The following is a 14,260-nucleotide window of genomic DNA, read 5'->3' on the forward strand; positions in this document are numbered from 1 at the left end:
TCACTGGCATTTATGTTAATGTGGCTGCCAATGTATTGTTGAGTAATTTATGTACAGCAAAGATCAACAGTCCCTAAATTTAAAACGATAACGCACCAAAAGCATTACACCAGTCTTGATCAAACTTAGTAATCGCCGCATCAACAGCTGGATCAGAAATAAATAGCTCAGCCACATCTACTGGCAACGTAATAGACTTACAACCAGCAAGCATACAATCTAACGCTTGCCTTGGCGTTCTAAAGCTTGCGGCTAACACCATCGATTGTGGACAGTGCAAATCTAACAATTCTTGTAATTCCAGTACTGTATCTTTACTATTTCCGCCTTGAGCATCAATGCGATTAACATAAGGTGCAATATATTTAGCCCCTGCTAATGCAGCTAAAAATCCCTGCCCTGCACCATAAACAGCCGTTCCCAAAGTTGGAATTCCTTGCTGGGTTAACTCTTTAATTGCAATCAATCCTTGAGCATTGACAGGAATTTTAGTCACAATCGATGGTACTGCTTTTCTAAGCTGATGAGCTTCTTTTATCATTTCATCAGCATTACTTGAAAGTACCTGAGCAAATAGTAATTTATCTGAACCCAATACTCCCTGTAGTTCATCTAATAACGAAAAAATTGGCTTACCCGATTTTGCTACAATGCTTGGATTAGTGGTAACCCCACTAATAGGTAACACCTTAGCTAAACGTTTAATGGCGACAAGATCGGCGGTATCTAAATATAATTCCATGGTTAACTCCTAGCTAAAACCAACAAATATCTATTAACGTATACATATAACGCTCTTTGTATTACAAATTTTGCGTTACAGCTATAGTAAAAAAAACTGATCCAACCGCCTAGAAGACAATTTTGTCATTTACTGGATTTTTGTACGCTAAATAAGAAATTGAGATTTAGATCACACAACGAAAAATTAACATTAATTTATTAAATAAAAGAAAAATTTATACTTATTTTCATCTTTTCCATATGCGTATATAATCTAAACGATAGTACACACTTGATTTATCATTAACTTAATTTATGACAAAAATCATTAACGAAAAACTAACCAAACTAGTCAATAACCAAGAGTCAATCAATCATATCTATTTTGCCAATAGTAATGCTTGTCCGCCTTCACTTGCCTACCAAGTCAACTTTCCTAGAATTGAAATTATATTAGAAGGAAAGCAACAGATGCTATGGGCGGATAGTAATGGCAAAGTTATTGAAAAAATATTATCAATTAATGATCTTTTATATATTTCCGCTCAAAGCTGGAACAAACCCATTTGGACAAACCCTGTTACTTCATTAAACATATTGTTTGGTAAACAACAAATTGGTATAAGCCTATTGCATTGGGATGGCACACAACTAATTCCACTTAGGCAAATTAACACACCAAGACGAGGCCCGCGGGTTGGTACATTTATTATTCAAGCGCTGACCGAACTTATCTGGCAAAACCAATCATGTAAACAAAATCAAACTGCTTACTATCTTATTCACAGTTTACTTAGCAACACACTCGATTTGTTAAATATCAATATCAAAACATCATCCAAAACTACTTGCCTATATGAAGCCATTCGCCAATATATTGATACTCACTTTCGTGAAGATATTACACGCGACTTTTTAGCTAATATGTTTTACATTTCACCCAATTACTTATCACATCTATTTCAAAGCGAGGGAAAAATAGGGCTAAATGAATATCTAAATCATATTCGCTTAGAATATGCAAAATCGCTACTAAAGGATTATGATCTAAATATAAAAGAAATTGCTCTAGCATCGGGGTTTAAAGATAGTAATTATTTTTGTCGGATTTTTAAAAAAAAGACAGAACGAACACCAACCGAATATCGTCGACAATATCATAGTAAGTTAATGCGCAAATAGTTTTTTCACAGTAAACTTTCAAACTCTTTTATTTTTTACATTGTGCCAAAATTACACATATTTATCGCTCTTGTTTAGCGCACTTAATTATCGGTACATTTTTATATAAAATCAATCAGGTAGAATATTGATTTTATTTTTTAACTTAATAATTTTGAATAAAATCAAGCTATTATATAGCTGTGAACGTCATGCTGTTAAAAATAATAATGCCAGAATTTCTAACCGCCTATGTGGCGGTAAACACCTAGATTTGACTGGTACACACGTTCTAAGGTTTCTAAACCGCCTATGCGGCGGTAAACTTTCGTCAGAATAACGACTATAACGTAACGCATTTCTAAACCGCCTATGCGGCGGTAAACCGAATGCCGCCAGTTCATCCTTTGACGGCTCATTTCTAAACCGCCTATGCGGCGGTAAACAAAAATAAATATCCGAAATTGGCAAAAGCATATTTCTAAACCGCCTATGCGGCGGTAAACGTACTCAGTTGTTGGCTCCCAATTGTTATTTGTTTCTAAACCGCCTATGCGGCGGTAAACTTTTAATCTTGTTTGCGATTTCGACCCCAGCATTTCTAAACCGCCTATGCGGCGGTAAACTTTTGCCAGCTCCAGTGTCGAGCTGAACAACATTTCTAAACCGCCTATGCGGCGGTAAACACGAAGCTAATTTGCGGGATGTTAATTTGCGATTTCTAAACCGCCTATGCGGCGGTAAACTTATTTTATTGAATTTAACTCATAATTACAAATTTCTAAACCGCCTATGCGGCGGTAAACAACGGCGTGACTACCGTCATGTCAAACAATACTTTCTAAACCGCCTATGCGGCGGTAAACAGTAAATGTCAAACATTACAAATCAAAATGTCTTTCTAAACCGCCTATGCGGCGGTAAACATTTTAATTTATTATAAATCAATCAGATAAGATTTCTAAACCGCCTATGCGGCGGTAAACTTTGACTGGTGCATAATGTTGCCATACGTGGCTTTCTAAACCGCCTATGCGGCGGTAAACTAGAAACCGATATACTATAAACCCTGTTTAGCAAAAGGCAAATAGGATTTCTGTTTTCAAAAACCCTTTTTTATAGCGGTTTTATAATACTTTGTTTTTATTTACTTTTATTTATTAATAAAAAAAAGGGTTGGCAGTGTTTTAGCTATTTCTATGATGTGTCAATTTTATCGTTAAAAAATACTTATGTATCGTTTTGATTTTATTAAATTTGGGTTTTGTATGTTAAACAAAATATACAAAACCCAAAAAATAAAAAAATCAATCTAACTTAGGATGTTGATCGACTAAATTCTGACGCTGTTGTTGTAATGTTTCGATCTGCTGTTCTATATCTTCGACTCTTTGTTCTATTGAGTCAAAGTGATCTGATAATATTTCTTTTGCCTCTGACCTGTCTGATGCTGCAGGCGTTGCGCCGCGGAGTGGACGGTTTGCGGTTTCTTTCATTTTTATGCCTGTAAGTAAACCCACTAATGCTACAACCATTAAATAATAAGCTGGCATGTATAAATTATTACTTTCTTCAACCAACCAAGCCGCCACTGTTGGAGTAGCACCAGCAACTAATACCGAGATATTAAATGATATAGCTAGAGCACTGTAACGAATACTAGTCGGAAAGATAGCCGGTAAAATTGAGGCCATAACACCAGTAAAACAGTTAAGTAATACAGCTAAAATCAATAATCCTAAAAAGATAAGACCTATAATATCGCTATTGATCATAACAAATGACGGATAAGCAAGAATTAATAAACCTAAGCTTCCCCCAATAATGAACGGTCTGCGACCTATTTTATCGCTAATAAAACCAATTAATGGTTGAACAAATAACATACCTATCATGATAGCAATAATAATTAGTACGCCATGATCTGTATCGTAATTTAAGTTATGAGATAAATAACTAGGCATATAGGTAAGCAACATATAATAAGTCACATTAGTAACAATCACTAACCCTACACAGACTAATAGGCTTTTCCAATATTTGATAATAATCTGTTTGAAAGTCATTTTAGGTTGATTAGTAATATGATCGCGAACATTTTGATCCATCAAATCGGTATGCTGTTGAAATGCCGGTGTTTCATCTAGCGCATGACGTAAGTAAAGCCCAATTAGTCCTAGCGGTAAAGCGAATAAAAATGGAATTCTCCAGCCCCAATCATGAAATGCAACTTTGCCAAGAATACTAGATAAAAGCACGACTAAACCTGCTCCAACTAAAAAACCAGCAATCGAACCAAAATCTAACCAACTCCCCATAAAACCACGTTTGCGATCTGGCGAATATTCGGCAACAAATATAGCCGCACCAGAATATTCACCCCCTATTGAAAATCCTTGCGCAAATTTAGCTAGCAATAATAATATTGGTGCAGCAATACCAATCGAGGCATAAGAAGGAATTAAACCAATACAAAAAGTGCTTAACGACATAATAATGATGGTTATTGATAATACTTTTTGGCGTCCAAATTTATCACCAAGGATCCCAAACACTAAACCGCCTAACGGCCGAACTAAAAATGGTACGGAAAACGTGGCGAGTGCAGCAACCATTTGCACACTAGGGGATGCATCAGGGAAAAATACTTGCCCTAAAACATAGGCTAAAAAGCCATATACACCAAAATCAAACCACTCCATCGCATTACCAAGTGCTGCTGCGGTAATGGCTTTTTTTAACTTGCTATCATCAATTATAGTAATATCGTTGATGTTTAATGGTTTATTTTGGGACTGTCTTATTTTTTTCATAAAATACCGCCTGTTTACATACAAATAATAAAAAGGAATGATGCAACAAGGTAAACGGTTACCTTTTAATACACAAAGAACAATACTTTTTAGATTACACTTTGAAAAAGTGTTTATCAGTTAATTAAAATTGAAGCAAAATACAGCAAAGATAAAAAAAGAGGATAATAAAAAAGCAAAAACTAATGTTTTATTGTTTGTTTGTTTTAATTTCTACTAAATAACAACAAAACAATTCCTTTTTGTGAAAATTGAGTGCTAATTATAGCAAAATAACCTCATTTTGTAAAATTTTCTTGATTTTTAAGTCAAAACTAAAGCTATTTTAAAAACGATTGTTTGTATTATTAACTATTTCCGTGAACAAAAATAGATCCCAATAACTATTAGTACTATCGACACAATATGAAAATACGCAACTGGCGTATGTAAAAATAGAATACTGAAAATTCCTGCTGACAAAGGGATAATATGAGTATAGATTTGCCCACGTGTTGCGCCAATATCCATAATACCTTTATTCCAAAATAAATAAGATAACCAAGACGCAAAAATAGCAATATATAATAAGCCAAGCAAAAAACTTGTTGAGGTATAATGCGCTAGGTTGGAAACTGGGTAAAAATAAAAATACACTAACGCAACAGGAAGTAACATGACCGAACCCAACACGGCACTAACAGTCACAAAAGCATTGCCAGATATAGATTTATCTTTTAACCGTATAAATGCGCTATAACAAGCCCAGCTCATTGCTGATGCCATTGCCCATAAATCCCCTTTATTAATATTACTCAACTCACTTAAATTAGTTAGATTTCCTTGTAAAATCAAATAAATCACGCCAATTGTACTAAATAGCACGCCTAAAATATTATTTTTTGAAATCGTATCATTAAATAACAATTTATTCATAACCAACACCATACATGGTGTTGCAGAAAGGTAAATTGATGCATTAAGCGATGAGGTATATTGCAATCCAACATAAAGTGTTAATGGAAATAAAATCTGCCCAAAAATGGCTAACAAACAAATGGGACCAAATGATTTTCTAATTTTGGATAAGTCATTACGAACTTGACGTTGATATAAACACAATAATAACAGCGCAGTAATAACCCAACGACCTTCGGATATTACCATAGGATCGGCTTGAGTAACTAAAACACGTCCAACAACGTAATTACCACCCCAAAAACAAGCCGCCAAAGTAAGAAATAAATATGGCATAACAATACCCAAATATTAGTATAAAGATATAATGGTATGGATTCTATTATATACCTAAAAAAAGCAAGAAATAACCAAATTTACAAACAAATACTTTACCTATTTTTATACAGTTAATTGGTTCAATTTATAACAACGCTAATAACTTAATCTAGAATACTTATTTGTTATCCATTAAAATAATTAAACTAAAACTGACAAGGTAATTCCTATGCGCTGGAGAGACCAACGAGAGAGCGATAACATTGAAGATCGTCGCTCACAATCAGGAAGTGAAATAGGAACAAGACTTCCAATTGGTGGTAAAGGTAAGATTGTTTTATTTATTGTAGTGTTAATTGCTGGCTATTATGGTGTTGATTTAACTGGCTTGCTAGATTCAACACTAATTGATACGAACAGTACCGAACAAAATACTAATCAATATTCAATTGATGATGAAGATGCCGTCAAATTTACGTCTATCATTTTAGCAAGTACTGAAGATTATTGGCATCAAGAATTTCAACGTTTAGGTAAAACCTATACTCCCCCTAAGTTAGTACTTTATAAAGGCTCTACAAGAACATCTTGTGGCACTGGTCAAACCTTTATGGGACCATTTTATTGTAGTATTGACAAAACTGTCTATCTAGATATGTCTTTCTATCAAGAGATGAAACAGCGACTTGGTGGTGGTGGCGACTTTGCTCAAGGTTATGTAATTGCGCATGAAGTTGGTCATCATGTACAAAATTTGCTGGGCACATTTAGCCACGTTGAGCAATTAAAACAAGGTCAGTCCACAATCACAAATAACCAATTGTCGGTTAAATTAGAACTCCAAGCCGATTGTTTTGCTGGCATGTGGGGCAATGCAATGCAACAGCAAAATCGGCTGGATGAAGGTGATATTGAACAAGCTTTAAACACCGCAAAAGCCATTGGTGATGATCGCTTGCAACAACAAAGTGAAGGTTATGTTGTACCTGATAGTTTTACCCATGGTACATCTAAGCAACGTTATACTTGGTTTAAACGTGGGTTTGATAGTGGTGCAATTAACGAATGTAATACATTTGCTCAATAAGGAAATAATATGTTAGAAAAGTTAGTTAATCGCGTTTTACTAGTCAATGATGATGGCTTTGATGCACCAGGTATTAAACTATTGCAAGAAGTGGCAAAAAAGATAGCTCACGAGGTTTGGGTAGTTGCACCAGCCATAGATCAAAGTGGAGTATCTTGTTCAGTGAGCTTAAAAACGCCATTTAGAGTTGTTCAACGTGGAAAACAAGAATTTGCCGTTTATGGCACTCCTGCCGATTGCTCACTATTTGCAATTAAATATTTGATGGCTAACAACCTACCCGATCTAGTACTATCTGGAATTAATAATGGCTCAAATGTAGGATTTGAAACAGTGTTATCTGGCACTGTTGGTGCGGCAATGATGGCTATGACTTTGGGCATTCCTGCAATTGCATTGAGTCAATTAACCAGTGAAGATAACCAGCCAACTGACTGGAGTTGTGCTAAACATCACGCTCAAACAGTTATTGCTAAATTACTTTCGTTACCATCTGCGCAAAATATTTGTTTTAACGTTAATTTTCCTGCATGTACAGCACAACAAATTAAAGGTTTGAAAATAACAAAACAAGGCGATAGCGATGTAAGTCGTTTTATGGTGATACCAACACAAGATCCCGAAGGCAACGATTACTTTTGGTTTAGAGCAAAACGCAATTTACAAATACTTGATGACAATAAAGAACTTGATGCCGCTAATGCCAACTTTATTGCCATTACGCCATTGGGTTATGAAAGGACCGATTATGCCTTTTATGAAAAACTGTTAAACACATCTAATCTTTAATTGTTTCAGTAATTTGTCTTCCTAACTATTAAGAAGACAAATTACACTTAATTATTTATTTACTATTGATTGTGTTATTAATTATCTAACTATTCATCTACTTTCAGCCCACGTTAGTTTTTACATCCTTCACCAACGTACAGAATAACAATGATATCGCAACCATTACTAACGCAATCCAATAGATAACCTCATGTCCATAGGCTTCTGATACAAATCCTTGCAACATTCCAGCTATAATTATGCTGAAAATAACACCATTATTAAATAAAGTAGAAGCCACTCCCATTCGGGTAGGCAATAAATCCTGAAAATAGATAATACCAATGTTAGCTACAATACCAATAAATAGAGCATTAAAGAGCTGTAATGCTAATAAGGCATATTTACCAGTACAAAAAATCATACCAAGATAAAAAATCAAACCGCAAACAATCGCAATAAAAAATAGATTTCGTTTACCTAAATGAGGTACTAAATATCCAGCGATGAGCATAACTGGAATTTCGATACCAGCAGCAAGCCCCATCAATACACCCGGCAATGAATCTGAAAGATGTAATACAACATCAACATAAATTGGCATATCAATAATATACATCATATTTGCTGTCCACATAAATACCGTAGATAGCAATAAACAAAGCACATTTGTATTCTTCCAAAGTGGTTGATTTGCCGCTTGTAACTCTGCTTCGTTATTAAATTGTGAGGTGGGATTTTTTTCAACCGAAGGTAAAAAAATAGCAACAAACAGCATCGCGACCATAAACATGCACATGCCCGTTAAATACATTGCCGTAAAACCAAAATTAATAGCTAAGCCAAAAGAAATTGGTGGGCCAAATACCCAAGCAAGCGAAAGTTGAGCTCGAATAAGTGAATTAAATGCCACAACATTACGCCCAGTTTTAACGGCATATTCGCGTGCTAAAGCAAAAATTTGTGGCATAGCAGCAGACGATAACGCAGCAAACAAAACACCCAGCGTGATTAATACCAAATAGTGACGTGTAAACGCAAAAGTAATGCTATTAGCAATGCCCATTAAACAGCAAAATATAACAATATAACGCCTATCGCCCTTTTTATCGGAATATTTAGCCAATAAAAAGCTACCCACAATACTGGCTAAAGCATTAACAGAAAAAAAAAGTCCAACTAGCCGTGAATTAACATTAACTTCAAAAGTTAGAAATCGACTTAAAGTAGGAGATTGTAAAGCACCAGCAATACCAACAATAAAAGTTGTGACTAGAAATGCGACAAAAATAGTGCTTTGCTTTTGGCGAAACGAAGATACATTAGCCATAATAATACACAATAGATGAATTTACGTTAATTATATACATAAAATCGGCATAAACGTAACAAAATTAAGGCTAAAATAAAGTTGATTAGTTTTTTGCTGATTTATTACGGATAAAATCAACATTTAACTACTTATTGGCGAACCATAAATTTGCAAGGCTCGCAAGCTTTGCCTGCTAAAAGCCCCAACTTGCGCGGGGGCTTTATTCTTATCTATATTGTTCTCTAGGCATCATAAGACCTTCTGCTCCCTAAGGATTAAGAACTAAACGCTAAGGAGTGGTGCAAACAGCAAAGCCGCTGTAGTAATCGCTGTAACTGCCGACGCCGCCGTAGTACGAGTAGACAGTGAACTGAACGCTATCTGTATCTGTAGCGTCACTTGTCCAGAAGGTGTCGAAGACAAAGTCCGCATCAGTGTAGTAGGACATAGCGCCCCACTCCGTGAAAAAGCCTGCTCCTATGTGACGCTGATAGCCAGTAAAACCTGAGGATGGATTAGCGCCATCTATGTCATTTACACATGGGTACCAACGATTATCTACACCACACTTCGCATTAGTTAAATCTCTTATCCGTGGTATTCGATAACCCAAACTATTACACCATGTGGTTTGATTAGAAAGGCTAGCCCCTTGACCTCCCCGATTGACGAACCACTGCCTCAATTCAAATCCATACCGAACCTCATTACCACTTCTATCCCTACCGATTAACTCAAATGTTTGTGGCAAAGATGGCAAGGTAATTTGACTAGGATTAGAATTGCTCCACTGGCTTCTTGCCTCTGGACCATTCAACGTTACCCGTGTTACATTCTTGGATTTATCTCTAATCCATTTATCTTCGTTTGTACCTTGGTTTGGTAATATCCAACTCACCGTTGCTCTTATACTACCACTTGTGATAACGGTCCAAGTAAACTGACTTGCATCTATCCCACCTATATCCAAATCAAAATACAATCCATCTGACCCCGTAGTTGGAAAATTTAAACTGTAAGATGATGGGGTTGTTGACTGAACTAAAAAACCCTTAACTGGATTCCATATGTTAGCTGGACCTGCATAGCGTGGGTCGTCCCAATCCAAGCCAGTTCCAGTTGTGCCACCATACAATAAATTCGGCCTGACCGAACAAATAACTGGCGGTAACGGCAAAGTGATATAATATTCCGCTGTCCCTCCGTAAAACCTACTACTATTCGGCACGCCATACTGCGTAGTTAAAGTTCCCCCTGAACTATCTAAGGTTACCTTATAAGGTGCATTACATATATCTAATGCATCGCCACGACTAACAGCATTTCCATCTTTATCAGTTATTGCTAACGATATACTTCCTAATGCGGTAACACCATTTGTACCCTGACCATCTCCATCATCATCTCCCCATTTACCTTGTGTCACTAAGTCATTTATATTTATTGAGACGCTTAATGGCGGGACTATCATTTCAATATCAGCCAAGGTATCCCCTACATTAGGTAACTTGATTGGCGCTGTTGGTGATGAAGAATTATTTTGCGATGTAAATGTTCGACCATCTGATAACTTAATACCTAATAAGTCCTCTGTTTTAGTCACTTTAGTAACACCACCATCAAAGGTTAAATAAGGCTCAGTACCGTGAATGCGCTCAGAAGTCGTGGCCGATAATGCCTGTGATTCTAATGAGTACGGCAATAATAACAACGGTGCTAATGCCAATGGGATTTTTGAAAATAATTTTGTGAATAATTTCGATAATAATCTGAGAGATAATTGCGATGATATAATGGAGTTTTGTGTAAAAACTCGTCGAATAGGATTATTTGATAAATTTAAGACATAGGTTTGCCAGTGCCTTGTGCCTTGTGCCTAAAATGGTACTGCATTTTGTTCCACCTGTCAAGTAATATTTTGTTTTATTTAGATTTTTTATAACTACTCGCTTATTTAATAAGCTTATCTTTCTAAAGCGATTAAAGTATAGCCGTTTAAGAAATAGTTGGCTAGTTTTTTGGCGGACTTTTTTGTAAAGAAATGTAAATTGTAAGAATTATTCATCATGAATGGGCATAAACTTTATGGTTAAATTAATCTAAATATTTTATAGCTAAAAAGTTTAATCGACTATTTAAACAAAATACTAAGTATTTTTATTTAAATAGTCATCGTTAAAGAAAGGGAAATTAAGGTGTAACGCAGGCTACTCTATAGTCTTGATCCGAATGTTCTCTACCACCAACAATACCTGTATTTGTCTCTACAACGACATTGATATTGTACGCTTTTTGACCTGAATCTGATGTCCAATAATACCCTCTATAGTCTCCCCAAGCAGGATCGCCAACACGAAAATATTCCCAATCACTATCTTTATAATAAATCTGAGTCATACGTCCCCATTCGCTAAATAATCCTCCCATCCAATAACCATTCACTTTATAACTAATTTTTCGTAAATAGCTTTCGTCTGCTATACCATTCTGCCAATCGTAACGTCTTGAATTAGTAAAATCAAGCACTTTGGTCATACGATATCCACCACCATTAAAGTTATTACAAAACGCTACGGCATTTTGATAACCGCCTGCACCGCCTTTTTTAGCTACATACCAACGCTCTAATCTAAAATTATACAATGGGTCATTGTTTTTATCGTGTAAATAAAATGTTGAAGGAATAAAAGAACCAGGATTACTCTCCTTAGGACCCGTTAAGTTAATTTTTACAAGCCCTGTAGGTAGCGTATTTTCAGCATTTAACGTTAATGTTACCCCTCCCGTCGAAATTGTTCGACCATTTTTATTTACTATATCTTGCGCTTTCATTCCTGCAACACTCAAGTAAAAAAATAAATTATGAGAGCCTGTGGTTGGAAAGTTTGCTCCAGGATTCGCTGGATTATAAGCATAAAACCCTCTATATTTATTCCAATCACCATGCGGATCGTTAAGAGAAGAAACTGCACCATCGTAAGGTATATCATTTGAATGCCAATCATATTCTAAGTTAGGCATAGCATAACAAAATTGTGGTTTATCCATTTTGGGATAAAGATAATAGGTATGCCTATTTCCAGTAAATTTATCACTTTCAGTAGGAATACCATGTTCTGTCTTAATGCTCACATCTTCCGCTTCTAATGTCAATTGATAAGGTGCATCACAGCCATTTAATGCTTTATCTGAGTTATCCTTCACATAATTAGTAATATCTTGACCATATAAATTCTGCCATTTAATTTTTAATTTACTTGAATTGACACGATGGAGTGTATCGCCATCATCATCCTTCCAATAACCATTGTCATCAATAACTTTATCGGTCAATACTTCTGGATAATCCCTATGAGGTACTAATGTCTTGATATCTGCAAAAGTGGCTGAAAGTTTATCTAACACTAATGGGTTTTCCATGCTTGAGCTATCATTTGATACAGTAATAATTTTGTTTCCGGGCAATGTTACTGATAATAAGGGACTAACTGAATCAGCATGAGTCGCGCCGCCATCAAAGGTTAAATAAGGCGCAGTACCGTGAATGCGCTCAGAAGTCGTGGCCGATAGTGCCTGCGATTCTAAAGAGTACGGTAATAACAACAACGGCGCTAATGCCAATGGAATTTTTGAAAATGGTTTTGTGGATAATTTCGAAAATAATTCGAGAAATAATTTGGAAGGTATAAATAAGTTTCGAGTAAAAACTTGTCGAATAGGATTATTTGATAAATTTAAGACATAAGTTTGCCAGTGCTTGTGCCTTGTGCCTTGTGCCTTGTGCCTAAAATGGTACTGCATTTCGTTTCACCTGTCAAGTAATATTTTGTTTTATTTGAATTTTTATGTTTATTCGCTTATTTAATAAGCTTGTCTTTCTAAAGCGATTAAAGTATAGCCGTTTAAGAAATAGTTGGCTAGTTTTTTGGCGGACTTTTTTGTAAAGAAATGTAAAGATGAAAACGATTCGGTTTTATAGATAGGTGAATTTTCTAATTAAAATATGGTGTTATCTTTAGGACTTTTTGACTTTTACGGAATGATTAATATTGCTGATAACATCTAAAACACAAACACGCCCAACAGCCCAGTTTGGCGTGCTAGCTTTACTTCATTATCGGCATATTTTGACGCTCTGATAAGGCAAGCTTATTAATATTGTGGTGCTATAAGCGTGTTTTTTGCTCTAAAATTGTTCAGGTAGACTATTGATTTTATTGAATTTTTTATTTTATATTTTTAAATGAAATCAACCGTTTATAGGCTAATTTTTTATTACGTTGAATTTGGCTTTTTAATAAAAGCGCTTTTGTTATTTGATAATAGCTATTAATAACAACTTGTTAATAACAGCCAGTTAATAACAAAAGCGCAAGCTTTTAAGGCGTATCGGTCGGGGTGCTATTTTGGTTTTCTGCCATTAAAGCTCAAGGCTCACATACTTTGCCTGCTCAGCGCCCCAACTTGTGCTGGGGCTTTATTCTTTGTTATATTATCCTCTCAAGCACCGTAACCCCCTTCCGCGCCCTAAGGATTAAGAACTAAACGCTAAAAGCTAAGGTGCGGTGCAAACGCCATAGCAGGAGAAGCTGGCACTGTAGATGTAGGCCAAGCCGGTGCCCGAGGTGACAGGGTACTGAAAGCTACCTATTGCGTCACTCGTCCAGTAGCTGCCGAGGACGAAGCCCGCATCAGCGTAGTAGAGCATGTCGCCCCACTCCGTGAAAAAGCCAGCGCCTATGTGACGCATGTAAAAACTATCTGATGAACTAGGTGCTGCGCCTAAATTATGATAGTTTGAATTGGTTAAATCTCTTACCCGTGGCATTCGATAACCCAAACTATTACACCATGCTAACTGGTCACTATAACTTTTCCTTTGACCACCACCATTGACGAACCACTGCCTTAATACAAATCCATATTTGACTACCTCATCACCGGTATTAATATCTCTACCCACTAACTCAAACGTCTGTGGTAACTGTGGCTTAGTAATTAGGTTAGGATGAGGATTATCCCATTGATTGCTTGCCTTTGGACCTGTTAGCCTAACACGTGCTACAACTTGTCCCCTATCTTTATAAGGAATCCAGTAATCATTAGCTACAACATTTGTCACTGTTGCAGTAATTCCCTCATGCGTGACAGGTGCCCATGTCAATTCTTCTGGTTCTA

At 36.0% G+C, this 14,260-nt stretch carries 10 protein-coding genes and 1 CRISPR repeat array; of the genes, 3 read left to right on the forward strand and 7 right to left on the reverse strand.

The genetic code is table 11. The annotated features are described in order from the left end of the window. Positions 1-79: 79 nt before the first annotated feature. Positions 80-742, reverse strand: a complete 663-nt coding sequence (gene fsa, locus ACGH6S_RS11145; protein WP_174799511.1) for a fructose-6-phosphate aldolase — start codon at positions 740-742, stop codon at positions 80-82. Between the two features lie 296 nt (positions 743-1,038). Between fsa and ACGH6S_RS11150 the strand changes: the two genes are divergently transcribed. Further along, positions 1,039-1,905 (forward strand): helix-turn-helix domain-containing protein, encoded by an 867-nt coding sequence (locus tag ACGH6S_RS11150; protein ID WP_174799510.1) that lies wholly within the window; start codon positions 1,039-1,041, stop codon positions 1,903-1,905. A gap of 217 nt (positions 1,906-2,122) precedes the next feature. Then, a CRISPR array of direct repeats spans positions 2,123-2,930; the repeat unit is 28 nt; unit sequence TTTCTAAACCGCCTATGCGGCGGTAAAC. 261 nt (positions 2,931-3,191) lie between these two features. On the opposite strand, the gene proP is transcribed toward ACGH6S_RS11150, so the two are convergent. Both proP and ACGH6S_RS11160 read right to left on the reverse strand, forming a co-directional pair. After that, positions 3,192-4,697 (reverse strand): glycine betaine/L-proline transporter ProP, encoded by a 1,506-nt coding sequence (gene proP, locus ACGH6S_RS11155; RefSeq protein ID WP_065559897.1) that lies wholly within the window; start codon positions 4,695-4,697, stop codon positions 3,192-3,194. Positions 4,698-5,048: 351 nt separating this feature from the next. Continuing rightward, positions 5,049-5,930, reverse strand: coding sequence for a DMT family transporter (locus ACGH6S_RS11160; RefSeq protein WP_411578941.1), 882 nt, complete (start codon positions 5,928-5,930; stop codon positions 5,049-5,051). Positions 5,931-6,141: 211 nt separating this feature from the next. Between ACGH6S_RS11160 and ACGH6S_RS11165 the strand changes: the two genes are divergently transcribed. Together ACGH6S_RS11165 and surE are read left to right on the forward strand one after the other, a co-directional pair. After that, a complete protein-coding gene (locus tag ACGH6S_RS11165) occupies positions 6,142-6,999 on the forward strand; it encodes a neutral zinc metallopeptidase (RefSeq protein WP_065589262.1) in 858 nt (285 codons plus the stop codon). Between the two features lie 9 nt (positions 7,000-7,008). Then, positions 7,009-7,788 carry a 5'/3'-nucleotidase SurE gene (gene surE, locus ACGH6S_RS11170; protein ID WP_075524084.1) on the forward strand — a complete coding sequence of 260 codons (780 nt, stop codon included), beginning with the start codon at positions 7,009-7,011 and terminating at the stop codon, positions 7,786-7,788. 103 nt (positions 7,789-7,891) lie between these two features. On the opposite strand, the gene ACGH6S_RS11175 is transcribed toward surE, so the two are convergent. The 4 genes from ACGH6S_RS11175 to ACGH6S_RS11190 form a co-directional block, all read right to left on the reverse strand. Next, positions 7,892-9,100 carry an MFS transporter gene (locus ACGH6S_RS11175; RefSeq protein ID WP_411578940.1) on the reverse strand — a complete coding sequence of 403 codons (1,209 nt, stop codon included), beginning with the start codon at positions 9,098-9,100 and terminating at the stop codon, positions 7,892-7,894. Positions 9,101-9,371: 271 nt separating this feature from the next. After that, positions 9,372-10,808: a hypothetical protein gene (locus ACGH6S_RS11180; RefSeq protein WP_411579537.1), complete on the reverse strand. Its 1,437-nt coding sequence runs from the start codon at positions 10,806-10,808 to the stop codon at positions 9,372-9,374. 464 nt (positions 10,809-11,272) lie between these two features. Further along, on the reverse strand, positions 11,273-12,883 hold the full coding sequence (locus tag ACGH6S_RS11185; RefSeq protein WP_411579539.1) for a hypothetical protein: 1,611 nt from the start codon (positions 12,881-12,883) through the stop codon (positions 11,273-11,275). A 754-nt stretch (positions 12,884-13,637) separates the two neighbouring features. Next, on the reverse strand, positions 13,638-14,260 hold a 623-nt coding region (locus ACGH6S_RS11190; protein ID WP_411579540.1), incomplete at its 5' end, for a hypothetical protein.

This window comes from Gilliamella sp. BG3, assembly GCF_046635605.1.
Classification (GTDB): Bacteria; Pseudomonadota; Gammaproteobacteria; order Enterobacterales; family Orbaceae; genus Gilliamella; species Gilliamella bombi.